This is a genomic window from Rhodococcus sp. Z6_132, from assembly GCF_058133635.1.
This window is the reverse complement of the sequence record NZ_JBYUNP010000002.1, coordinates 1,300,579-1,323,495: the sequence shown is the minus strand read 5'-3', so window position 1 is coordinate 1,323,495 and position 22,917 is coordinate 1,300,579. Positions and strand designations below refer to the sequence as shown.

Annotated in this window: 21 protein-coding genes and 2 tRNA genes; 15 read left to right on the top strand and 8 right to left on the bottom strand. The window is 72.4% G+C overall.

Going from position 1 to position 22,917, the window contains the following annotated elements; translation table 11 throughout:
* Positions 1-12 precede the first annotated feature (12 nt).
* Positions 13-2,154, top strand: a complete 2,142-nt coding sequence (ligA, locus tag AC3YO9_RS12945; RefSeq protein WP_489983409.1) for an NAD-dependent DNA ligase LigA — start codon at positions 13-15, stop codon at positions 2,152-2,154.
* Here ligA and AC3YO9_RS12940 read toward each other — a convergent pair.
* On the bottom strand, positions 2,151-2,801 hold the full coding sequence (locus AC3YO9_RS12940) for an ACT domain-containing protein (RefSeq protein ID WP_127782659.1): 651 nt from the start codon (positions 2,799-2,801) through the stop codon (positions 2,151-2,153). The genes ligA and AC3YO9_RS12940 overlap by 4 nt on opposite strands.
* A 144-nt stretch (positions 2,802-2,945) precedes the next feature.
* Here AC3YO9_RS12940 and gatC point away from each other — a divergent pair, with 144 nt between their 5' ends.
* From gatC to AC3YO9_RS12925, 3 genes are read left to right on the top strand one after another with little or no spacing between them, the layout of a single operon-like run.
* Complete coding sequence (gene gatC, locus AC3YO9_RS12935; protein WP_127782660.1) at positions 2,946-3,266, top strand: Asp-tRNA(Asn)/Glu-tRNA(Gln) amidotransferase subunit GatC; 321 nt, start codon at positions 2,946-2,948, stop codon at positions 3,264-3,266.
* Positions 3,263-4,753, top strand: coding sequence for an Asp-tRNA(Asn)/Glu-tRNA(Gln) amidotransferase subunit GatA (gene gatA, locus AC3YO9_RS12930; RefSeq protein WP_127782661.1), 1,491 nt, complete (start codon positions 3,263-3,265; stop codon positions 4,751-4,753). The genes gatC and gatA overlap by 4 nt, the downstream gene beginning before the upstream one ends.
* Positions 4,754-4,788: 35 nt before the next feature.
* Positions 4,789-5,349: a sugar O-acetyltransferase gene (locus tag AC3YO9_RS12925; RefSeq protein WP_489983488.1), complete on the top strand. Its 561-nt coding sequence runs from the start codon at positions 4,789-4,791 to the stop codon at positions 5,347-5,349.
* On the opposite strand, the gene AC3YO9_RS12920 is transcribed toward AC3YO9_RS12925, so the two are convergent.
* Entirely contained in the window at positions 5,303-5,956 is a 654-nt protein-coding gene (locus tag AC3YO9_RS12920; RefSeq protein WP_489983408.1) for a DedA family protein, read from the bottom strand. The two genes, AC3YO9_RS12925 and AC3YO9_RS12920, sit on opposite strands and share 47 nt — an antisense overlap.
* Before the next feature lie 19 nt (positions 5,957-5,975).
* Positions 5,976-6,428, bottom strand: a complete 453-nt coding sequence (locus tag AC3YO9_RS12915) for a MaoC family dehydratase (protein WP_164860593.1) — start codon at positions 6,426-6,428, stop codon at positions 5,976-5,978.
* 168 nt (positions 6,429-6,596) lie between these two features.
* On the opposite strand from AC3YO9_RS12915, the gene gatB reads away from it, so the two are divergent.
* The gene (gene gatB, locus AC3YO9_RS12910) at positions 6,597-8,105 is read left to right on the top strand and encodes an Asp-tRNA(Asn)/Glu-tRNA(Gln) amidotransferase subunit GatB (RefSeq protein WP_489983407.1); all 1,509 of its coding nucleotides are present in this window, start codon (positions 6,597-6,599) and stop codon (positions 8,103-8,105) included.
* Positions 8,106-8,139: 34 nt separating this feature from the next.
* On the opposite strand, the gene AC3YO9_RS12905 is transcribed toward gatB, so the two are convergent.
* Entirely contained in the window at positions 8,140-8,604 is a 465-nt protein-coding gene (locus AC3YO9_RS12905) for a tRNA (cytidine(34)-2'-O)-methyltransferase (RefSeq protein ID WP_489983406.1), read from the bottom strand.
* A gap of 19 nt (positions 8,605-8,623) precedes the next feature.
* Entirely contained in the window at positions 8,624-9,799 is a 1,176-nt protein-coding gene (locus AC3YO9_RS12900; protein WP_489983405.1) for a PQQ-dependent sugar dehydrogenase, read from the bottom strand.
* Positions 9,800-9,915: 116 nt separating this feature from the next.
* Here AC3YO9_RS12900 and AC3YO9_RS12895 point away from each other — a divergent pair, with 116 nt between their 5' ends.
* The gene (locus AC3YO9_RS12895) at positions 9,916-10,662 is read left to right on the top strand and encodes a hypothetical protein (protein ID WP_489983404.1); all 747 of its coding nucleotides are present in this window, start codon (positions 9,916-9,918) and stop codon (positions 10,660-10,662) included.
* Here AC3YO9_RS12895 and AC3YO9_RS12890 read toward each other — a convergent pair.
* Positions 10,659-11,174 carry a PH domain-containing protein gene (locus AC3YO9_RS12890; RefSeq protein ID WP_489983403.1) on the bottom strand — a complete coding sequence of 172 codons (516 nt, stop codon included), beginning with the start codon at positions 11,172-11,174 and terminating at the stop codon, positions 10,659-10,661. The two genes, AC3YO9_RS12895 and AC3YO9_RS12890, sit on opposite strands and share 4 nt — an antisense overlap.
* Positions 11,175-11,424: 250 nt before the next feature.
* On the opposite strand from AC3YO9_RS12890, the gene AC3YO9_RS12885 reads away from it, so the two are divergent.
* Genes AC3YO9_RS12885 through ilvC form a run of 3 tightly spaced genes read left to right on the top strand, consistent with a single transcriptional unit; the run spans position 11,425 to position 14,950 of the window.
* Positions 11,425-13,386, top strand: a complete 1,962-nt coding sequence (locus tag AC3YO9_RS12885; protein WP_206518126.1) for an acetolactate synthase large subunit — start codon at positions 11,425-11,427, stop codon at positions 13,384-13,386.
* Positions 13,383-13,883 (top strand): acetolactate synthase small subunit, encoded by a 501-nt coding sequence (gene ilvN, locus AC3YO9_RS12880; protein WP_127782667.1) that lies wholly within the window; start codon positions 13,383-13,385, stop codon positions 13,881-13,883. The genes AC3YO9_RS12885 and ilvN overlap by 4 nt, the downstream gene beginning before the upstream one ends.
* A gap of 53 nt (positions 13,884-13,936) precedes the next feature.
* Positions 13,937-14,950, top strand: coding sequence for a ketol-acid reductoisomerase (gene ilvC / locus AC3YO9_RS12875; RefSeq protein WP_127782668.1), 1,014 nt, complete (start codon positions 13,937-13,939; stop codon positions 14,948-14,950).
* Positions 14,951-15,078: 128 nt separating this feature from the next.
* On the opposite strand, the gene AC3YO9_RS12870 is transcribed toward ilvC, so the two are convergent.
* Positions 15,079-16,569 (bottom strand): flavin monoamine oxidase family protein, encoded by a 1,491-nt coding sequence (locus AC3YO9_RS12870; RefSeq protein ID WP_489983402.1) that lies wholly within the window; start codon positions 16,567-16,569, stop codon positions 15,079-15,081.
* 164 nt (positions 16,570-16,733) lie between these two features.
* Between AC3YO9_RS12870 and serA the strand changes: the two genes are divergently transcribed.
* The 6 genes from serA (at position 16,734) to AC3YO9_RS12840 (ending at position 22,090) form a co-directional block, all read left to right on the top strand.
* Positions 16,734-18,332, top strand: coding sequence for a phosphoglycerate dehydrogenase (gene serA, locus AC3YO9_RS12865; protein ID WP_489983401.1), 1,599 nt, complete (start codon positions 16,734-16,736; stop codon positions 18,330-18,332).
* A gap of 114 nt (positions 18,333-18,446) precedes the next feature.
* Positions 18,447-19,463, top strand: coding sequence for a 3-isopropylmalate dehydrogenase (locus AC3YO9_RS12860; protein ID WP_489983400.1), 1,017 nt, complete (start codon positions 18,447-18,449; stop codon positions 19,461-19,463).
* A gap of 76 nt (positions 19,464-19,539) precedes the next feature.
* Complete coding sequence (locus AC3YO9_RS12855; RefSeq protein ID WP_489983399.1) at positions 19,540-20,313, top strand: fumarylacetoacetate hydrolase family protein; 774 nt, start codon at positions 19,540-19,542, stop codon at positions 20,311-20,313.
* Between the two features lie 19 nt (positions 20,314-20,332).
* Complete coding sequence (gltX, locus tag AC3YO9_RS12850; RefSeq protein WP_489983398.1) at positions 20,333-21,808, top strand: glutamate--tRNA ligase; 1,476 nt, start codon at positions 20,333-20,335, stop codon at positions 21,806-21,808.
* A 104-nt stretch (positions 21,809-21,912) separates the two neighbouring features.
* Positions 21,913-21,984: transfer RNA gene (locus AC3YO9_RS12845), tRNA-Gln, on the top strand.
* A gap of 33 nt (positions 21,985-22,017) precedes the next feature.
* Positions 22,018-22,090, top strand: a tRNA-Glu gene (locus AC3YO9_RS12840).
* A gap of 103 nt (positions 22,091-22,193) precedes the next feature.
* Here AC3YO9_RS12840 and AC3YO9_RS12835 read toward each other — a convergent pair.
* Positions 22,194-22,895: an IclR family transcriptional regulator gene (locus AC3YO9_RS12835; RefSeq protein WP_489983397.1), complete on the bottom strand. Its 702-nt coding sequence runs from the start codon at positions 22,893-22,895 to the stop codon at positions 22,194-22,196.
* Positions 22,896-22,917: the final 22 nt, after the last annotated feature.

The following is a 22,917-nucleotide window of genomic DNA, read 5'->3' as shown; positions in this document are numbered from 1 at the left end:
TAATCTTTGGGAGTGACGAGCGAGCTGCCAGAGACCTCCGGCGACCCCCAGGCGCGCGAGCGCTGGACCGCGCTCGCCGAGGAGGTGCGCGGGCACCAGTTCCGGTACTACGTGCGGGACGCGCCGGTCATCACTGACGGTGAGTTCGACGTGCTCTTCACCGAGCTGGTGGCCCTCGAGGAGGCCCACCCCGAGCTGCGCACGCCCGACTCGCCCACCCAGCTGGTGGGCGGCGGCTTCGCCACCGAGTTCAGTGCCGTGGACCACCTGGAGCGGATGCTCAGCCTGGACAACGCCTTCGACTCCGAGGAGCTGCACGCCTGGGCCGACCGGGTGGTGGCCGACGTGGGGCAGGAGGTGGACTACGTCTGCGAGCTCAAGATCGACGGGGTCGCGCTGAACCTGGTCTACGAGAACGGCAAGCTGGTGCGCGGAGCCACCCGCGGCGACGGCCGCACCGGCGAGGACGTCACCCTCAACGCGCGCACCATCGACGACATCCCCGAGGTCCTCACGCCGACCGCGGAGTTCCCGGTGCCGGAGCTGCTGGAGGTGCGCGGCGAGGTGTTCTTCCGGCTCAGCGACTTCGAGGCGCTCAACGCGTCGCTGGTGGCCGAGGGCAAGGCGCCCTTCGCCAACCCCCGCAACTCCGCGGCGGGATCGTTGCGGCAGAAGAACCCCGCGGTCACCGCGCGGCGACGGCTCGGGATGATCTGCCACGGCCTGGGTCGGCGGGTGGGCTTCGAGCCGGTGGCGCTGTCACAGGCCTACGAGGCGCTGGCCGCCTGGGGCCTGCCGGTGTCCGCGCACACCGTGCGGGTGCACGGCATCGACGAGGCCGCAGCCCGGGTCGCCTACTGGGGCGAGCACCGCCACGACGTGGAGCACGAGATCGACGGTCTGGTGGTCAAGGTGGACGACGTGGCGCTGCAGCGGCGCCTGGGTGCCACCTCGCGCGCCCCCCGCTGGGCCATCGCCTACAAGTACCCGCCCGAGGAGGCGACCACCAAGCTGGTGGACATCCGGGTGAACGTGGGCCGCACCGGTCGGGTCACCCCGTTCGCGTTCATGGAGCCGGTGCTGGTGGCCGGGTCCACGGTGGCGCTGGCCACCCTGCACAACGCCAGCGAGGTGGTGCGCAAGGGCGTGCTCATCGGCGACACCGTCACCATCCGCAAGGCCGGCGACGTCATCCCCGAGGTGCTCGGTCCGGTGGTGGACGTGCGCACCGGCAACGAGCGTCCCTTCGTCATGCCCACCCACTGCCCGGAGTGTGGCACCGAGCTTGCCCCGGCCAAGGAGGGCGACGCCGACCTGCGCTGCCCCAACGCGCGCTCGTGCCCCGCCCAGCTGCGGGAGCGGGTGTTCCACGTGGCCGGCCGCGGCGCCTTCGACATCGAGGTGCTGGGCTACGAGGCGGCCACCGAGCTGCTCCGTGCCGGGGTCATCCAGGACGAGGGCGACGTGTTCACCCTCACCGAGGACGACCTGCTGCGCACCGAGCTGTTCCGCACCAAGGCGGGGAACCTGTCGGCCAACGGCCGCCGGCTGCTGGACAACCTGGACGCCGCCAAGGACCGTCCGCTGTGGCGCGTCCTGGTGGGACTGTCCATCCGCCACGTGGGGCCCACCGCGGCTCGGGCGCTCGCCGGGGAGTTCGCCAGCCTCGAGCGCATCGAGCAGGCCAGCGAGGCCGAGCTCGCCGCGGTGGAGGGCGTGGGCCCCACCATCGCCGCGGCCGTGGTCCGCTGGTTCGAGGTGGACTGGCACCGCGAGGTGGTGCGCAAGTGGCGCGAGGCCGGGGTGCGCACGGTGGACGAGCGCGACGCCGGCGTGCCGCGGTTCCTGGAGGGACTGTCCATCGTGGTCACCGGGTCGCTCGCCCGGCTGTCCCGGGACGAGGCCAGGGAGGCCATCCTGGAGCGCGGCGGCAAGGCCGCGGGCAGCGTGTCCAAGAAGACCGCCTTCGTGGTGGTCGGGGACGCTCCCGGGTCCAAGTACGACAAGGCCGTCACCCTCGGCGTGCCGGTGCTGGACGAGGCCGGCTTCGAGGTGCTGCTGGAGCAGGGGCCCGAGGAGGCCACCAAGCTCGCGGTGCCGGCTGGAGAGGCGCCCGCTGGGGAGGCGCCCGCCGGGGACAAGCCTGCCGACTAGCCCAGCACGGTGGCGACGATGCCCGCCATGTGACCCAGCCGCGCCACCTCGGACGGGCGGAACTCCGGGCCACCGGGCCGGCCGATGAGCACCGCGCGGTTCTCCTCGCCCAGGGGTGCCGCGGCGACGGTGGTGTTCACCTGCCGCCAGCTCTCCGGCACCCAGTCGGCGTTCTCGTCCAGGGCGGCCGGCGCCCGCAGCGGCAGCCAGGGCGCGGCCGCGGAGTGGGACTCCGGCGCGGCGGGGGAGCCCACCACCCGGTAGGGGCCGTCCTTGCCCATGCCCACGATCATCGCCCAGCCCACGCTGAGCACCCGGGGCAGCCCGTCCACCAACGTCTGCAGGCGGTCGCCGATGGTGCCGGCCACCACGTCGATCAGCTCGAGCTCGCGGTGGGTGTCCAGCACCCCCACGAACGGTCGCACCGAGATGACCTGCACGCCCTCGATGCCCTCGGCGGCGGTGATGAGGCCGTCGGGGAAGGACCCGCGGGGAATCTCCACCACCAGGTCGTCCACGGCGTAGCTGGCGTCGCGCTCCACCACGTCCACCGAGAGGATGTCGACGTCGGCACGTCCCAGCGCGGAGGCCAGCAGACCCAGGGCCCCAGGCTGGTCCGGGACCTGCACGCGCATGAGGAAGGACAATGTCGTCTCCTTGCCGGGGACACTCGGCGAACCGCTCGGGCAGGCAACATCTTCCTACACTCACTCGGGGGCAGGGCACGCTGGTGGCACCGGCTAGTCTTGGCGGGCACCCGATGCCGCCTCGATAGGGGAGATCCCCACCGCATGAATGCCGAGAACACGACGGCGCCCGTCATCACCCGCGAGGAGGTCGCCCACCTCGCGCGATTGGCCCGGCTCGCCGTCACCGAGGACGAGCTGGACCACTTCGCTGGTCAGCTGGACTCGATCCTGCACCACGTAGCCACCGTCTCCGAGGTCGCCGCGGAGGACGTCCCGCCGACCTCTCAGGCGCTGCCGGTCACCAACGCGTTCCGCCCCGACGTGGTCACCCCCGGGCTGACCCAGGACGAGGCGCTGGCCAAGGCCCCGGCCGCCGAGCTGGGCCGCTTCCGCGTGCCTCAGATCCTGGCGGACGAGCAGTGAGCGCCGAGCTGACCCGCCTCTCCGCGAGCGAGCTGGCGCAGAAGATCCACTCCCGCGAGGTCTCCTCCACCGAGGTCACCCGCGCCCACCTGGACCGCATCGGCGAGGTGGACGAGCGGGTCCGCGCCTTCCTGCACATCGACGGCATGGCGGCGCTGGCCGCGGCCGGAGCCGTGGACGCCTCCTTGGCCGCCGGTGAGCAGCCGGCCTCCCCGCTGGCCGGGGTGCCGCTGGCGCTGAAGGACAACTTCACCACCACCGACATGCCCACCACCTGCGGGTCGGAGATGCTCGAGGGCTGGTGGCCGCCCTACGACGCCACCGTCACCTCCCGCCTGCGCGCGGCCGGCATCCCCGTGCTGGGCAAGACCAACATGGACGAGTTCGCGATGGGCTCCTCCACCGAGAACTCCGCCTACGGCCCCACGCACAACCCGTGGGACCTCACCCGGGTGCCGGGTGGCTCCGGTGGTGGCTCCGCCGCCGCCCTGGCCGCCTACGAGGCCCCGCTGGCCGTGGGCACCGACACCGGCGGCTCCATCCGGCTGCCCGCCTCGGTCACCGGCACGGTCGGCGTCAAGCCCACCTACGGCGGCGTGTCCCGCTACGGCCTGGTGGCGTGCGCGTCCTCGCTGGACCAGGGCGGTCCGTGCGGGCGCACGGTGCTGGACACCGCGCTGCTGCACGAGGTCATCGCCGGGCACGACCCGCGCGACTCCACCTCCATCGACGCCCCGGTCCCGGCCGTGGTCGAGGCAGCGCTGCAGGGCGCCAGCGGCGACCTCACCGGCGTGCGCGTCGGCGTGGTGCGCGAGCTGCAGGGCGACAGCTACGCCCCCGGGGTGCTGTCCTCCTTCCACGCCGCGGTGGCCCAGCTGGAGGCGCTCGGCGCCGAGGTGGTGGAGGTCTCCTGCCCGAGCTTCGCCTACGCGCTGGCCTCGTACTACCTGATCCTGCCCAGCGAGGTGTCGTCCAACCTGGCCCGGTTCGACGCCATGCGCTACGGCCTGCGGGTGGGCGACGACGGCAGCCACAGCGCCGAGGAGGTCATGGCCCTGACCCGCGAGGCCGGGTTCGGCGCGGAGGTCAAGCGCCGCATCATGATCGGTACCTACGCGCTGTCGGCGGGCTACTACGACGCCTACTACGGCCAGGCCCAGAAGGTGCGCACGCTCATCATCCGCGACTTCCAGGCGGCCTACCAGAAGGCGGACGTGCTGGTCTCGCCCACCTCTCCGCAGACGGCCTTCCGGCTGGGCGAGCGGGTGGACGACCCGCTGGCCATGTACCTGATGGACCTGTGCACCATCCCCACCAACCTGGCCGGTGACGCCGCCATGTCGCTGCCGTCGGGGCTCTCCGACGACGACGGGATGCCCGTGGGGCTGCAGATCATGGCGCCTGCGCTGGCCGACGACCGGCTCTACCGGGTGGGGGCGGCCTACGAGGCCGCCCGTGGACCGCTGCAGGCTCCGCCGGAGCTGTGAGCGCGGCGGCCGGGGCCGGCGAGCAGAAGCGGCGGATGCTCGCCGGTGAGCTCTACGACCCGGCCGATCCGCAGCTGGAGGTAGAGCGCCAGCACTGCCAGCTGGTGGTGGCGGAGTTCAACGCCGCCACCGACGACGCCGGGCGCACCGCGGTGCTGCACCGGCTGTTCGGCAGCGTCGGTGCCGGCACCTGGATCATGCCGCGGCTGCAGTGCGACTTCGGCTACAACATCACCATCGGTCGCAACTCGTTCCTGAACTACGACGCGATCCTGCTGGACTGCATGCCGATCACCATCGGCGACGACGTCTCCATCGGCCCGCGGGTGCAGCTGCTGACGCCGCTGCACCCGATGGACGACCACGAGGCGCGGCGGGCGCGCTGGGAGCTGGCGGCGCCGATCAGCATCGGGGACAACGCGTGGCTCGGTGGCGGGGTCATCGTCTGCGCCGGCGCCAGGGTGGGAGCGAACACGGTGATCGGTGCGGGCAGCGTGGTCACCCGCGACGTCCCCGACGGGGTGTTCGCCGCGGGAAACCCGTGCCGGGTCATCCGCCGGCTGGACCGGGCTGGGCGGGTCCCGCCGGGGGAGTGACCCCGTTGTGCCTGCGGTGCTTGCGCACCCGCCAGACCAGCACGGCCACCACGGCGACCAGTCCCGCCGCGACCGCGATGTCGCGGCCGGCCTCGCTGGCGAGCTGCTGGTACGACGCCCCCGCCAGGTAGCCCAGCGCCACGCAGCTCACCCCCCACACCAGCCCGCCGACGGCGTTCCACAGCAGGAACTGCCGGTAGGGCATTCCGGCGGTGCCCGCCAGGGCTGGGATGATCGCGCGCAGGTAGGCCACGAACCGGCCCACGCACACCGCGATCGCGCCCCGGGTGGCCAGGAGGTGCTGGGCGGACTGCACCTGCGCCTGGCGCTTGGCCAGCACCTTGGCCTGCAGCATGCGCGTGCCGTAGCGCCTGCCGATCTCGTAGCCGATGCTGTCGCCGGCGATGGCGGCGGCCACGGTGACCGCCGCCATCAGGTAGACGTCGACGCGGCCGAGGCTGGCGGCCACCCCGCCGACCACCGCGGCGGTCTCGCCGGGGACGACGAAGCCGACGAACATCGCATCCTCGACCAGCACGATGAGCGCGATCGCCAGGTACACCCAGATCGGTGCCTCGGTCAGCAGCCGCTCGGCCAGGTCGCTCATCGCACCAGCAGACCAGGGATCAGAAGAAGACGCGGGTGACCGTCTCGGCGACGCACACCGGCTTGTCGCCGCCCTCGACCTCCAGGGTGACGGTGACGACCAGCTGCAGGCCGCCCCCGATCTCGGTGACCTCGCTGAGCACGGAGGTGCTGCGCACCTTGGAACCCACCTTGACCGGCGCGGGGAAGCGCACCTTGTTCAGGCCGTAGTTGACGCCCATCTTGACGCCCTCCAGGGAGTACGCCTGCCAGGACAGCATGGGGATGAGCGAGAGGGTGAGGTAGCCGTGCGCGATGGTGCTGCCGAAGGGGCCCTGGGCCGCGGCGTCGGGGTCGACGTGGATCCACTGGTGGTCGCCGGTGGCCTCGGCGAACGTGTCGATGCGGCTCTGCTCGATGGTCACCCAGTCGCTGGTGCCCAGGGTCTCGCCCTTGGCGGCGATCAGCTCGTCGGCGTTGTGGAAGGTGCGCACGTTCAGACTCTCCTCGCAGTTGGGCCCCGCGACCGTGCGGGGCTGACTCCGATCGTCGCACGGCACCTAGGATGGGGGACAACGCCGGCGTGCGGCGCCCGGCCGGGTCCACCGGCCGTGCAGCGCGCCGCGCCCGTCCACCGCACCAACGCGAGGAGCTCGTCACCGATGACCGCCAGCACCGCCGTCGACCTGATGGACTACGACGAGGTCGTCGAGAGGTTCGACCCGGTGCTCGGCATGGAGGTGCACGTCGAGCTGGGGACCGCCACCAAGATGTTCTGCGGCTGCCCCACCGGCTTCGGCGCCGAGCCCAACACCCAGGTCTGCCCGGTGTGCCTGGGCCTGCCCGGCTCGCTGCCGGTGGTCAACGCCGCGGCGGTGGAGTCGGCGGTGCGCATCGGCCTGGCGCTGAACTGCAGCATCACCCCGTGGGGCCGGTTCGCGCGGAAGAACTACTTCTACCCCGACCAGCCGAAGAACTACCAAATCTCCCAGTACGACGAGCCCATCGCCACCGACGGCTACCTCGACGTGGTGCTCGACGACGGCGAGACCTTCCGGGTGCAGATCGAGCGCGCCCACATGGAGGAGGACACCGGAAAGTCGCTGCACGTCGGCGGGGCCACCGGCCGCATCCACGGTGCCAGCCACTCGCTGCTGGACTACAACCGCGCCGGCGTGCCGCTGGTGGAGATCGTCACCCGCACGATCGAGGGCGCCGGGGCCCGCGCGCCCGAGGTGGCCCGCGCCTACGTCACCGCGCTGCGCGACCTGCTCCAGGCGCTGGGCGTCTCCGACGTGCGGATGGACCAGGGCTCGCTGCGCTGCGACGCCAACGTCTCGCTGATGCCCAAGGGCGCCACCGAGCTGGGCACCCGCACCGAGACCAAGAACGTGAACTCCCTGCGCAGCGTGGAGCGTGCGGTGCACTACGAGATGCGGCGCCAGGCTGCGGTGCTGGCCGCCGGCGGCACCATCGTGCAAGAGACGCGGCACTTCCAGGAGGCCGACGCCACCACCTCCCCGGGCCGCCGCAAGGAGACCTCCGAGGACTACCGCTACTTCCCCGAGCCCGACCTCACCCCGGTCGCCCCGGACGCGGAGTGGGTGGAGCAGCTGCGGTCCACCCTGCCCGAGCTGCCCTGGCAGCGCCGGGCCCGCATCCAGGCTGAGTGGGGCATCACCGACGAGGAGATGCGCGACCTGCGCAACGCCGGTGCGCTGGACCTGGTGGCCGCAACGGTGGAGGCGGGCGCCCCCGCGGCGCAGGCCCGGTCGTGGTGGGTGTCCTACCTCACCCAGCAGGCCAACACCCGCGAGGTGGCGCTGGCCGAGCTGCCCATCACGCCCGCGCAGCTGGCCCGGGTGATCACGCTGGTGGCCGAGGGCTCGCTGAACAACAAGCTGGCCCGCCAGGTCGTGGACGGCGTGCTGGCCGGCGAGGGGGAGCCCGACGAGGTGGTTGCCGCTCGTGGGCTGGCCATCGTCAGCGACGACTCCGCGCTGCAGGCGGCGGTGGACGAGGCCCTGGCCGCCAACCCCGGGGTGGCCGACAAGATCCGGGGCGGCAAGGTCCAGGCGGCCGGCGCGATCGTGGGTGCGGTGATGAAGGCGACCCGCGGTCAGGCCGACGCGGCGCGCGTGCGCGAGCTGGTCATCAAGGCCTGCTCCTGAGCGAGCCCCGGCGCGGGCTCAGCCAGTGCCGGGCTCAGACAGCGCCGGGGAACCCGTGCTGGCGCCACGCCTCGTACACCGCGAGGGTGGCGGCGTTGGCCAGGTTCAGCGACCGGCGCCCGGGCAGCATGGGGATGCGCACCCGCTCGGTGACGTGCTCGTCGGCCAGCACCTCCGGGGACAGCCCGGTGGGCTCCGCGCCGAACATCAGCACGTCGCCGGGGCGGTAGTCGATGTCGGTGTAGCGGGTGGTGGCGTGCCCGGTGAAGGCGAACACGCGGCACTCGCCCAGCGCGGCCCAGGCGGCGGTGAGGTCGTCGTGCACCGTCACCGAGGCCATGTCGTGGTAGTCCAGCCCGGCCCGGCGCAGCTTGGCGTCGGAGAGGTCGAACCCCAGCGGGCGCACCAGGTGCAGCTCGGTGCCGGTGATCGCCGAGGTGCGGATGGCGTTGCCCGTGTTGGGCGGGATACGTGGCTCGACGAACATCACCCGGAACACCGGGTGAGCATACGACCGGCTACACCGAGCTCGCGCCACCCTGTCCCGCCGGCGGCTGGATGCGCACCACCCGGTCGTCGGTGGGTCCCGCCGCGCCGGTGGTCTTGTTGACGGTGCCGGCCCACACCACGCCGTCGGCGCCCACGTCGGCGCCGTAGAGCTGGCCGTAGCGGCCCGGCACCAGCACCTCCGGCGGCGCGGTGACGGCGCCGTTGCCGCCGATGCTCAGCACGTGCAGCCCGGCGCCGGTGGTGACCGCCACCGACACGCGCCCCTGCACGGCAGCGCAGCCGGCCACGCCGGGCCGGTCCGGCCAGGTCCACACCTGCTCGCCGACCGCGCCGGTGGCGGACACCGGTCGCAGCCGGTCCACGGTGGCGCCACGGTCGGTGAGCCAGCTGCTGCCGGTGACGCCGTCGGTGCACACCCCGCCGGGCTCGTTGAGGCCGCTGGCCACCACCGGCGAGGTGGGGGTGGCGTTGCCCGGTGCCGGCGCCCCGGCCGGGGTGACCCGCAGCAGCTTGCCCGCCAGCGAGGCCGGGTCGGCGGCGGCGGCGGGCTGGCCGGCGTCGCCGGTGGCCACCAGCAGGTTGCCCTTGGCGTCGAAGGCGAGGGAGCCGGCGTTGTGCAGCGGCCCCTTGGGGATGCCCACCAGCACCGGCTTGGGGGAGTCGCCCACGGCGATGCGCACCACCCGGTTGTCGGTGGCCGTGGTGGTGTACAGGTAGATCAGGCGGTCCTGGGCGTAGCTGGGAGACAGGGCCACGTCCAGCAGCCCACCGTCGGCCGCGCCGTCCACCGGCACCCGGGCCAGCTCCACCGGCGCCTTCTCCGGGGCGACCCGCAGCAGCCGGCCGGTGCGGCGCTCCGCCACCAGGGCGCCGTCCTCGCCGGGCAGCTTGGCCAGCCCTGCCGTGGGATCCAGACAGGTGGCCACCACCGCCGGGTCGGGGTCGGTGCACGGCGCCGGCGTCGCGCTGGGCGCCGGGCTCGACGGCGAGCCGGGCTCCGGCGGGGCGGTCGGCGGGGTGGGCAGCTGGGGGGTGACCTCCGGGCCGGCGCCCAGGGTGGGGTTCGGCCGGAAGTCGCCGGCGGGCTGGTCGTCGAACTGGGCGCAGCCGGTGGCGAGCACGGCCACCGCGGCCAGCGGAGCCAGCCGTCGGACCCACCGGTCGCCGCCTCTGCCCCTGGTCACCACAGCAGGCTACTGGGCAGGTGGTGAGCCAGCGGTGAGCAGCGTTCACCGAATCGCAACACGCCACCGGTGCCGTGCTGCGCCGGATGCGGCGGGAGCGGTCCTACCGTCCTCGCATGGCACCGCGAGACCGCCCCACGAGCGCGGACGAGCAGGGCCCGCCCACGGTGGTCCTGCCCGGCGGCAGCCTGGGCGTGATCGCCCCCACGGAGCGCGCCAGCCCGCGCTACATCCCGCCGGCGTCCGAGCGGTCGGAGCTGCCGCCGATCTACCCCGGCCTCGACGACGACGACGAGATTGACGAGAGCGCAGAGCCGACCAGCGCGGTGGCCGTCCCCGTGGAGCGCCGCACCCGTCCATCGCCAGGCCTCGGGCCGTCGCCAGGCACCGCCCTGGGTCTGCTCCTGCTGCGGCTGGCGGTGGGGGCGCTGGTGCTGGCTCGCGGTGCGCACCAGCTGTGGGGCGTCCTGGGCGACAGCCACGTCATCGAGGCGCTGCCCACCGCGGTGAGCGTGGCCGAGCTGGTGGTGGGAGTCCTGCTGGTGCTGGGTCTGCTCACCGAGTGGGCGAGCGGTGCGGTGCTGGCGCTGGTGGTGGCGGCGCTGCCGGAGGTGCTGGAGCAGCCCCGCGTGGGTGTCCCCGTGATCGGTGAGCCCGGGCTCGGGGTGAGCGTGCACGCGCTGGGGCCCGAGCTGCTGCTCGGGCTGGGGGTGCTGGCCGTGGCGCTGGCCCTGGCCGGGGCGGGCCGGATCAGCCTGGACCACGGGCGGGTGTGGGCCCGGGCCCCGCTGCGCACGGCCGCGGTGGCGCTGGTGCTGGGCGCCGCCGCGGGCGCGGTGCTGCTGCAGCTCCAGCTCGCCTAGCGCTCGGCTCGGGGCTCGTCCTGGTCCGGGTGGTCGCGGGCCTCGTCGGCACCCTGGTCCGCCAGCTCCGCCTCGTCCCTGGCCGCGAACGGGTCAGGGACCCGGCCGCCGCTGGCCAGCGAGAGCACCGGCAGGTCGCGGAAGGTGACGCACGGCAGGGTCACCTCGGTGTCGTCGTCGAGCACCGCCCGGCCGAAGGAGCCCAGCCGGGTGCTCCGGTGGCGGGGGAACCGGACGCCGCGCACGCGGTCCCAGCCGATGGACTGCCCACCGGTCATGGTGCGCACCTGCAACCCGTCCGGGCTGGCCGTGGTGCGCATCCGCAGCACCCACCACGTGGCCACCACGGGGACGACCACCAGCCAGCCGAAGACGAGCGGTGCGGCGACCATGGCGGGGATGAGGCAGACGAGCAGGAAGCCGACGCCGAGCAGGGCGACACGGTTGTTCTGCAGCACGGCGGTGGGGGCGGGCTCGACCCGGGGAGGGGTGCTCGCCTCGGCTGGGGACATGCCTCCATGGTCGCACCCGTGGGTCAAGTTGACGCTGCCGGTGGCGCCCGGCTAACGTCACACGGGTGAACCATGACGCTCTCGTACTCGGCAGGCGCATCTACGCCTGAGCCGGACGTCTTCCGAACAGCTCAACCACAGCGTCGATGCGCCACCCTCGCACAGCGGAGTCTCCGCGGCGGGGGTTTTTTGTTGTTCGCCGAGCTTCATGCCACGTTCCCGTTGCCCCGTCCGACCAGAGGAAGCTGCAGTGAGCGCACCCACCGCCCGCCCGCACCCCACCCCGCGCGCGCCGCGCAGCCCGGCTGCGCCGGCCACCGGCCGCCGCGTGTCGTCCCCGCCCGAGCAGGTCACCGGGGCGCAGTCCCTCGTGCGCTCGCTGGAGGAGGTGGGCTGCGAGGTGGTCTTCGGCATCCCCGGCGGTGCGATCCTGCCGGCCTACGACCCGATGCTGGACTCCACCCGGGTTCGGCACGTGCTGGTTCGCCACGAGCAGGGCGCGGGCCACGCGGCCACCGGCTACGCCCAGGCGACCGGCCGGGTGGGGGTGTGCATGGCGACGTCCGGGCCCGGTGCCACCAACCTGGTCACTCCCATCGCCGACGCCCAGATGGACTCCGTGCCGCTGGTGGCGATCACCGGCCAGGTGGCCACCGCGCTCATCGGCACCGACGGCTTCCAGGAGGCCGACATCTCCGGGATCACGCAGCCGGTCACCAAGCACAACTTCCTGGTGACCGACCCGCTGGACATTCCGCGCACCATCGCCGAGGCCTTCCACCTGGCGGAGTCCGGACGTCCCGGCGCCGTGCTGGTGGACATCCCCAAGGACGTGCTGCAGGCGCGCACCACCTTCTCCTGGCCGCCGGAGATCCACCTGCCCGGCTACCGGCCGATCACCAAGCCGCACAGCAAGCAGGTCCGCGAGGCCGCCCGGCTGATCGCCGCTGCCCGCCGGCCGGTGCTCTACGTCGGCGGTGGCGTCATCAAGGCCGAGGCCGGCGAGGAGCTGGCCCAGCTGGCCGAGCTGACCGGCGTCCCGGTGGTCACCACCCTGATGGCCCGCGGCGCGTTCCCCGACAGCCACCACCTCAACCTGGGCATGCCTGGCATGCACGGCACCGTCGCCGCGGTCGCCGCCATGCAGCGCAGCGACCTGCTGATCACCCTGGGCGCGCGCTTCGACGACCGCGTCACCGGGGTGCTCAGCTCCTTCGCCCCCGAGGCCAAGGTCATCCACGCCGACATCGACCCGGCTGAGATCGGCAAGAACCGCCACGCCGACGTGCCGATCGTGGGTGACTGCAAGGAGGTCATCACCGAGCTGCTGGAGTGCGTGCGCGACCAGCGCTCCGAGGGCGACGTGCCGGACCTGACGCAGTGGTGGAGCCAGCTCGACGACATCCGCACCCGGTTCCCGCTGGGCTACGACCGCCCCGCCGACGGTGCGCTGTCCCCGGAGCTGGTGATCTCCGAGATCGGCAAGGCGGCCGGACCGGACGCCATCTACGTCGCCGGCGTCGGCCAGCACCAGATGTGGGCCGCGCAGTTCGTCTCCTACGAGAAGCCGCGCACCTGGCTGAACTCCGGGGGCCTGGGCACCATGGGCTACGCGGTGCCCGCGGCGATGGGCGCCAAGATGGGCCGGCCGGACACCGAGGTGTGGGCCATCGACGGGGACGGCTGCTTCCAGATGACCAACCAGGAGCTGGCCACCTGCGCCATCGAGGGCGTCCCGATCAAGGTGGCCGTCATCAACAACGGCAACCTGGGCATGGTCCGGCAGTGGCAGACGCTGTTCTACGACGAGCGGTACTCCAACACCGGGCTGTCCACCCACGGCGACGCCGACGGTCGCCGCATCCCCGACTTCCTCATGCTGGCCGAGGCCCTGGGCTGCGTGGGGATGCGCTGCGAGCGTGAGGAAGACGTGGCCGCCACCATCGAGGCGGCCCGCGCGATCACCGACCGGCCCGTCGTGATCGACTTCATCGTGGGCGCCGACGCCCAGGTGTGGCCGATGGTCGCCGCAGGTACCAGCAACGACGAGATCATGGCTGCCCGCGGCATCCGTCCGCTGTTCGACACCGACGACGCGGACCCGGAGATCGTCGCCGCGGCCACCGCCGAGGACGCGGCCACCGAGACCGGTGCTGCGGGCACCGGCACCGACACCACTGGGCACCAGAACCCGAAGGGACAGAACCTGTGAGCACCCACACCCTCAGCGTGTTGGTGGAGAACAAACCCGGTGTGCTCGCGCGCGTGGCCGGCCTGTTCTCCCGCCGTGGGTTCAACATCGACTCCCTGGCGGTGGGCGAGACCGAGCTGCCCGGGATCTCCCGGATGACCATCGTGATCTCCCTGGAGGACTTCCCGCTGGAGCAGGTCACCAAGCAGCTGAACAAGCTGGTCAACGTGATCAAGATCGTCGAGCAGGACCCCACCAACGCCGTGGCCCGCAAGCTGGTGCTGGTGAAGGTGAGGGCCGATGCCAGCGTCCGCAGCGAGGTGCTGGAAACTGTTGCCCTGTTCCGCGCGAAGGTCATCGACGTTGCCCACGAGGCCATCACCATCGAGGCCACCGGCACCAACCAGAAGCTGGACGCGCTGCTGCGGCTGCTCGAGCCCTACGGGATCCGGGAGATCGTGCAGTCCGGTGTGGTCGCGCTGGGCCGCGGCCCCAAGTCGATCACCTCGACACGCTAGCCACCCGCGCCCGCACGAACCAAGACTCAAGTCACCAATCGAAGGGAAACACTGTGAGCGTCGAGATCTTCTACGATGACGATGCAGATCTGTCGATCATCCAGGGCCGCAAGGTCGCCGTCATCGGCTACGGCAGCCAGGGCCACGCCCACTCGCTGAGCCTGCGGGACTCCGGCGTGGACGTGCGCGTCGGCCTCAAGGAGGGCTCGAAGTCCCGCGCCAAGGCCGAGGAGCAGGGCCTGCGGGTCGTCACTCCCGCCGAGGCCGCCGCCGAGGCCGACCTGATCATGGTGCTGGCCCCGGACACCGCCCAGGCCCAGATCTTCACCGAGGACATCGCCCCGAACCTCAACGAGGGCGACGCGCTGTTCTTCGGCCACGGCCTCAACGTCCACTTCGACCTGGTCAAGCCCGACCCCAGCATCACCGTGGCCATGGTGGCGCCCAAGGGCCCCGGCCACCTGGTGCGTCGCCAGTTCGTCGACGGCAAGGGCGTGCCCTGCCTGGTCGCCGTGGAGCAGGACCCCACCGGCAACGGCCTGGCGCTGGCGCTGTCCTACGCCAAGGCCATCGGCGGCACCCGCGCGGGCGTCATCAAGACGACCTTCCGGGAGGAGACCGAGACCGACCTCTTCGGTGAGCAGGCCGTGCTCTGCGGCGGCATCGAGGAGCTGGTCAAGAACGGCTTCGACGTGATGGTCGAGGCGGGCTACGCCCCCGAGATGGCCTACTTCGAGGTGCTGCACGAGCTCAAGCTGATCGTGGACCTGATGTACGAGGGCGGCATCGCCCGGATGAACTACTCGGTGTCGGACACCGCGGAGTTCGGCGGCTACCTCTCCGGCCCGCGCATCATCGACGCCGGCACCAAGGAGCGGATGAAGGAGGTGCTCGCCGACATCCAGAGCGGTGAGTTCACCCGTCGTCTCGTCGCCAACGTGGAGAACGGCAACACCGAGCTCGAGGGGCTGCGCAAGGCCAACGCCGAGCACCCCGTCGAGGTCACCGGCAAGAAGCTGCGCGACCTGATGAGCTGGGTCGACCGTCCGATCACCGAGACGGCCTGACACCTGGTCACCGCCAGCTGCACCACCAGCCGTGCCCGCCCGCGCTCCTGCGCCGGCGGGCACGGCTGGTCTCGCCCCGGGATCATTCACCACTGGGCCGTCACAGCGGGGCCGTCACCGCTGTGTCCCTACCTTTGCGCCAAGACCTCGGCCGCCGCGCGCTCACCCGCCCGCACCGCGCCGTCCATGAATCCCGCCCAGTAGGTCGCCGTCTCCGTCCCCGCCCAGTGCACGCGACCGAAGGGCACCCGGATCTGCGCGCCGTAGGCGGTGGTGGTGCCGGTGCCCGCCGACGCCACCGGCGAGCCCTTGGTCCAGCGCTCCCGCGTCCAGTCCTGCTCCACGTACTCCACCGGGTCGAGCGCCTGCGGGCCGACGAGCTGGGCGAAGCCCTGCAGCACCGCGGTGCGGCGCTGCGCCAGGGGCAGGTTGCCGTACTCGCGCCACGTCGACCCGCCGACGAAGGCCAGCAGCACCCCCACGGCGGCGTCGGCAGGGGAGTTGTCGAAGCAGGTGCGCACCGCGCCGGAGGTGGCGATGCCGCTGCCGGACAGCCCGGCCGCTCGCCAGAACGGCGTGGGGTAGACGGCGTCCACCTTCATCAGCGTGCCCAGGTGCAGCCGGGTCAGCAGCTGCTGGCGCAGCGGAGGCAGCAGCGGGTCCCAGTCGATGGCGGTGACCAGGGGCGGGGGAGCGGCCACCACCACCCGGCCCGCCCGCACCTGGCCGCGGTCACTGGTCACCGTCACGCCGGTGTCGTCCTGGGCGATGCGCCGCACCGCGGCCTCGGTCTGCACCACCGCGCCCAGCTGGCGGGCCAGGGCCAGGGGCACCAGCTGTGAGCCACCCACGAACCGGGAGTCCTGGGCTCCGTTGGCGGTGCTGGAGGCCCGCTCGAAGCTGCCCGGCGTGGTCTCGTTGCCGGAGCAGGCGATGGTCCACAGGAAGAACAGCAGTGACACGTCCTCGCCGTCGGAGCCGTAGGTGGGCTGCAGGAACGACTGCAACAAGGTCAGCGTGTCCCGGTTGAAGGTGTTGGCGCGCACCCACTCCTGCACCGTCACCGCGTCCCACTCCGCCGCGTGCGGGGCGCTCCACGGCGCGTCCACCGGCACCTGCCCGGCCATCCAGTCGATGCGCAGCTGCAGCACGAAGGCGTCCACCACGATGGCCAGGTCGGGCGGGACGGTGCCCTGGTAGCGCATGGTGCGGCCGTTGGCGGCGAAGATGTTGTCGCCGGCCACGTGCTCCTTGAAGGTGGGGATCCCCAGCTCGGCGGCCAGCGCCAGGATGCGGTCCTGGGTGGGTCCGACGAACGCGCCACCGGCCTCGATCACCGAGCCGTTGGCCAGGGTGTGGTTGAGCACCCGGCCGCCCACCCGGTCCCTGGCCTCCAGCAGCACCACCGACCGGCCCGCCCTGGCCAGCTCGCGCGCGGTGACCAGCCCGGAGATGCCGCCTCCCACCACCACGACGTCGGCGGTGCCCGGCAACTGGTCGCGCGCGCCCGCGGCGACCGCCCGCGCCGGAGCGGAGAGCGCACCACTGGCCAGCAGCGCGCCACCGGCCAGGCCGCCGAGGAGCCCACGGCGAGTGAGGTTGCTGCTGCTGACGTCCATGACGGTCCCCCCGTGCTCGTCCGTGGTGCATGTCTATCCCACCGCGGGCCCCACCGGAAGTGCTGCGGAGGCACAGCCGTTCACCGCCCGCTGGGCTGGCGGGACCGCAAAGTAGGCTCGAAGAACCGCGCTTCGTCACATATTCCAAGCCAGGGAGATCGTCAGTGAGCCAGTCCGTCCGTCCCGTCGTCCTCATCGCCGAGAAGCTCGCGCCGTCCGTCATCGACGCGCTGGGCGACGGAGTGGAGGTGCGTCACGTCGACGGCACCGACCGCCCGGCGCTGCTGGAGGCCGTCGCCGGCGCCGACGCCCTGCTGGTCCGCTCCGCCACCCAGGTCGACGCCGAGGTGCTCGGCGCCACCAACACCCTCAAGGTCGTCGCCCGTGCCGGCGTGGGCCTGGACAACGTGGACGTGCCCGCGGCCACCGCCCGTGGCGTGATGGTGGTGAACGCGCCCACCTCCAACATCGTCTCCGCCGCCGAGCACGCCGTGGCGCTGCTGCTCTCGGCCGCCCGGCAGATCCCCGCCGCCGACGCCACCCTGCGCGAGCACACCTGGCAGCGCAGCAAGTTCAACGGTGTGGAGATCTCCGGCAAGACCATCGGCGTGGTGGGCCTGGGCAAGATCGGCCAGCTCTTCGCCCAGCGCATCGCCGCCTTCGGCACCACGCTCATCGCCTACGACCCCTACGTCTCCGCCGCCCGCGCCGCCCAGCTGGGCATCGAGCTGGTCACCCTGGACGAGCTGCTGCAGCGCGCCGACGCCTTCTCGGTGCACCTGCCCAAGACCCCGGAGACCAAGGGACTCATCGGCGCCGAGCAGCTGGCGATGACCAAGAAGGGCGTCATCATCGTCAACGCCGCCCGTGGCGGCCTGATCGACGAGCAGGCGCTGGCCGACGCCGTCACCAGCGGCCAGGTCGGCGCCGCCGGCATCGACGTCTACGGCAGCGAGCCCTGCACCGACAGCCCGCTGTTCGAGCTGCGCAACGTCGTGGTCACCCCGCACCTGGGTGCCTCCACCGTGGAGGCCCAGGACCGCGCGGGCACCGACGTGGCGCGCAGCGTGAAGCTGGCCCTGGCCGGTGACTTCGTGCCCGACGCCGTCAACGTGCAGGCCGGTGGCGTGGTGGGCGAGGAGGTCGCCCCGTGGCTGGAGCTGGTGCGCAAGCTCGGCGTGCTGCTGGGTGCGGTGTCCGGCAGCCTGCCCACCTCGGTCACCGTCGAGGTCCGCGGCGAGCTGGCGTCGGAGGACGTCACCGTGCTGCAGCTGGCCGCCCTGCGCGGGCTGTTCTCCGGCGCGGTGGAGGAGCAGGTCACCTTCGTCAACGCGCCGTCCATCGCCGAGGAGCGCGGGGTGAGCGTGGAGGTCACCACCGCCACCGAGAGCCCCGCCCACCGCTCCGTGGTCGTGCTGCACGCCGCCATGGGCGACGGTGCCGCGTACAGCGTCGCCGGCACCCTGTCCGGCCCTCAGCAGGTGCAGAAGGTCGTCTCCATCAACGGCCGCAACTTCGACCTGCGGGCCGAGGGCACCGTGCTGCTGCTGGCCTACGCCGACAAGCCCGGCGTGATGGGCAAGGTCGGCACCCTGCTCGGCGAGCAGGGCGTGAACATCGAGGCCGCGCAGCTCAGCCAGGCGGCCCAGGGCGACAGCGCGGTGATGATGCTCCGCGTGGACCGGGCACCGGCGGCCTACCAGCTCGCCCCGATCGCCGAGGCGGCCGGCGCCAGCACCATCGAGCTGGTCGACTTCAGCTGAGCCGCTTGACCTGAGCGCCGCCGAGCGCGCTGCCGGGCGACCCCGTGTCGCCCGGTAGCGTGCACCTCGGCCGCTGTGTGGCGGCCCCATACTCATGTGTGCAGGAGGCAGTGGATGAAGCTCGCGGTGATTCCGGGTGACGGGATCGGACCTGAGGTGGTCGCCGAGGCGCTCAAGGTGCTCGACGTGGTGGCCCCCGGGGCCGACCTGACCACGTACGACCTGGGTGCCCGGCGCTGGCACGCCACCGGCGAGCTGCTGCCGGAGTCGGTGATCGCCGAGCTGGGCGAGCACGACGCCATCCTGCTGGGGGCCATCGGCGACCCGTCGGTGCCCAGCGGCACCCTGGAGCGCGGCCTGCTGCTCAAGCTGCGCTTCGCCATGGACCACCACGTGAACCTGCGTCCGTCGCGGCTGTTCCCCGGCGTGCGCAGCCCGCTGGCCGACCCGGGCGAGATCGACTTCGTGGTGGTCCGCGAGGGCACCGAGGGCCCCTACACCGGCAACGGCGGCGTGCTCCGCAGGGCGACCCCGCACGAGGTGGCCACCGAGGTCAGCGTGAACACCTGGTTCGGCGTGGAGCGCGTGGTGCGCGACGCCTTCGCCCGCGCCGAGAACCGCCGCAAGCACCTCACCCTGGTGCACAAGAACAACGTGCTCGCCAACGCCGGCTCGCTGTGGACCCGCGTGGTCGACCAGGTCGCCGCCGAGCACCCCGACGTCACGGTGGCCTACCAGCACGTGGACGCCGCCACCATCCACATGGTCACCAAGCCCTCGCAGTACGACGTGATCGTCACTGACAACCTCTTCGGCGACATCATCACCGACCTCGCGGCGGCCATCTCCGGCGGCATCGGCCTGGCCGCCAGCGGCAACCTGGACGCCTCGGGCACCAACCCGAGCATGTTCGAGCCGGTGCACGGCAGCGCGCCGGACATCGCCGGCCAGGGGATCGCCGACCCCACCGCCGCGGTGCTGTCGGTGGCGCTGCTGCTGGAGCACCTCGGCCACCCCGCACAGGCTCGCGCCATCGAGGACGCGGTGGCCGCCGACCTGGCCGAGCGGGGCACCGCCGCCACCAGCACCAAGGAGATCGGCGACCGCCTGGCCGCCCGCGTCGCCGGCTAGTCCCCTCCCGCGCAGACCCTGCTCGACCCCGGTGGCCCTCGCTGCCGGGGTCGAGCCGCACCGTAGGCTCGGGCGCATGCGCTTGGGTCGAGTTGCCAGCCCGGATGGGGTCGCCTTCGTCAGCATCGAGGGGGAGGGCCCTGAGCAGCAGGCGCGCGAGATCGCCGAGCACCCCTTCGGCACACCCACCTTCACCGGGCGCAGCTGGAAGCTGGCCGACGTGCGCCTGCTGGCGCCGATCCTGGCCACCAAGATCATCTGCGTGGGCAAGAACTACGCCGACCACGCCGCCGAGATGGGCGGGGCGGCGCCGGAGGCCCCGGTGATCTTCATGAAGCCCTCCACCACCATCGTGGGCCCGCACGCGCCCATCGTCCTGCCGCCGAGCTCCACCCGGGTGGACTACGAGGGTGAGCTGGCCGTGGTGATCGGGCGGCCCTGCAAGGACGTGCCGGCCGCCAAGGCGCTGGACGTGGTGCTGGGCTACACCGTGGCCAACGACGTCACCGCCCGCGACCACCAGGCCGCGGACGGGCAGTGGACCCGGGGCAAGAGCCACGACACGTTCTGCCCGCTGGGCCCGTGGATCGAGACCCAGCTGGACCCGGGCGACCTGGAGCTGGTCACCGAGCGTGACGGCGAGGTGGTTCAGCGCAGCCGCACCTCGCTGATGCTGCACGACGTGGCGGACATCATCGAGTGGGTCTCGGCGATCATGACGCTGCTGCCCGGTGACGTGATCCTCACCGGCACCCCGGCCGGCGTCGGGCCGATCACCGCGGGCCAGAGCGTGAGCGTCACCGTCGAGGGCATCGGCACGCTGACCAACCCGGTGGCGGCCAAGCGCTGACCGATAGCCTGGGAGCAACATGACTACCTCCCAGAGCACCCGCCCGGTCCGTGTCCGCTTCTGCCCGTCGCCCACCGGCACACCCCACGTGGGCCTCGTCCGCACGGCCCTGTTCAACTGGGCCTACGCGCGGCACACCGGCGGCACCTTCGTCTTCCGCATCGAGGACACCGACGCCGCCCGGGACACCCAGGAGTCCTACGACGCCCTGCTGGACGCGCTGCGCTGGCTGGGGCTGGACTGGGACGAGGGCCCGGAGGTGGGCGGTCCGCACGAGCCCTACCGGCAGTCGCTGCGCAAGGGCCTCTACACCGACGTCGTCGCCAAGCTGGTCGAGGCGGGCGAGGTCTACGAGAGCTTCTCCACCCCCGAGGAGGTGGAGGCCAGGCACAAGGCCGCCGGTCGCGACCCCAAGCTGGGCTACGACAACTACGACCGCACGCTCACCGAGGAGCAGAAGGCCGACTTCCGCGCCCAGGGCCGTCCGGCGGTGCTGCGGCTGCGGATGCCCGACCACGACCTCACCTGGAACGACCTGGTGCGCGGGGAGACCACCTTCCGCGCCGGCACCGTGCCGGACTTCGCCATCACCCGGGGCAACGGCCAGCCGCTCTACACCCTGGTGAACCCGGTGGACGACGCGCTGATGGGCATCACCCACGTGCTGCGCGGGGAGGACCTGCTGTCCTCCACCCCGCGCCAGCTGGCCCTCTACGAGGCGCTGCAGCGCGTCGGGGTCGCCGACTTCACCCCGGAGTTCGGGCACCTGCCCTTCGTGATGGGGGAGGGCAACAAGAAGCTGTCCAAGCGCGACCCGCAGGCGGACCTGTTCCTGCACCGCGAGCGTGGCTTCATCCCCGAGGGTCTGCTCAACTACCTGGCCCTGCTGGGCTGGTCCATCGCCGACGACCACGACATCTTCAGCCTGCAGGAGATGGTGGACGCCTTCGACGTGCACGCGGTGAACTCCAACCCGGCGCGGTTCGACCAGAAGAAGGCCGACGCCATCAACGCCGAGCACATCCGGATGCTGGAGCCGGCCGACTTCGCCCAGCGGCTGCGCGCGCACCTCACCGCGCACGGCCAGCTGCCCGCCGACGTGGACTCCGAGCTCTTCGCCACCGCGGCCGACCTGGTGCAGACCCGCATCGTGGTGCTCTCCGACGCCGCCGCCCTGCTCGGCTTCCTCTTCGTGGACGAGAGCGAGTTCACCATCGACGAGGCAGCCGCGAAGAAGACGCTCGGCCCCGACGCGGAGCCGGCCCTGAACGCCGCTGTGGCGGCCCTGGAGGCCCTGGAGGGGTGGGACACGGCCAGCATCGAGGAGGCGCTGAAAAAGGCGCTGGTGGAGGATCTGGGGCTCAAGCCGCGCAAGGCGTTCGCGCCGGTGCGGGTGGCCGTCACCGGCTCCACCATCAGCCCGCCGCTGTTTGAGTCGCTGGAGCTGCTCGGCCGGGAGCGCTCCCTGGGCAGACTGCGCGCTGCGGCCCGCTGACCAGGGGATTGGTGGTCTCGGCCGGGGGTGCGCTAGTCTCTTCCACGGCTCGAGAACAAGGAACCAACCACCGGCAGCCAGCCGGTTTGGAACTTGGAAGCCATTGGGGTATGGTGTAATTGGCAACACGGCTGATTCTGGTTCAGTTGTTCTAGGTTCGAGTCCTGGTACCCCAGCTGAGAGATCAGCACGGACGTGTTGATCTCCCTGGCCCCGTCGTCTAGCGGCCTAGGACGCCGCCCTCTCAAGGCGGTAGCGCGGGTTCGAATCCCGTCGGGGCTACACAGCACGAAACCCTCTGTCGCACTGCGGCAGGGGGTTTCTTGCCGTTCGGGGCAGCACGCCGACGACGGTGCGGTGAAGGTCACATCGCCTGGCGGCCCGCTCAGAGCCGCTGCTGCAGGGCCTCCGCCGCCGCCAGCAGGTCTGCCGCCCAGCGCTCGCCCGGGCGCCTGCCGATCCGGTCCACCGGGCCGGACACCGACACCGCCGCCACCACCGCGCCGGCGGCGTCGCGCACCGGTGCCGCCACGCTGGCCACCCCGGGCTCCCGCTCGGCCACGCTCTGCGCCCAGCCGCGGGCCCGGACCTGGGCCAGGGTCTGGGCGGTGAAGGTGGCCTCGTCCAGCACGGACCCCTGCAGCTGGGGCTCGGCCCACGCCACCAGCACCTTGGCTCCCGATCCGGCGGTCAGCGGCAGGTGAGTGCCGACCAGCACGGTGTCGCGCAGCCCGGTGGGTGGCTCGGCGATGGCCACGCAGACCCGGCTGAGGCCCTCGCGACGGTAGAGCTGCACGCTCTCCCCGGTGAGGTCGCGCAGCCGGGGCAGCACGCCCGCAGCGGCGTCCAGGAGGGGGTCGGTGACCGTGGCCGCCAGCTCGCTGAGGGCCGGTCCGGGTCGCCAGCGGCCCTGCTCGTCCCTGGCCAGCATCCGGTGCAGCTCCAGGCCGACGGCGAGGCGGTGCGCCGTGGCCCGGGGCAGCCCGGTCCTGGCGCACAGCTCACCGAGCGCGCAGGGTTCCGCCGCCACCGCGTGCAGGACCAGCACCGCCTTGTCGAGCACGCCGATACCGCTATGCTGTCTCACAGGACGATACTAACGTCCCACA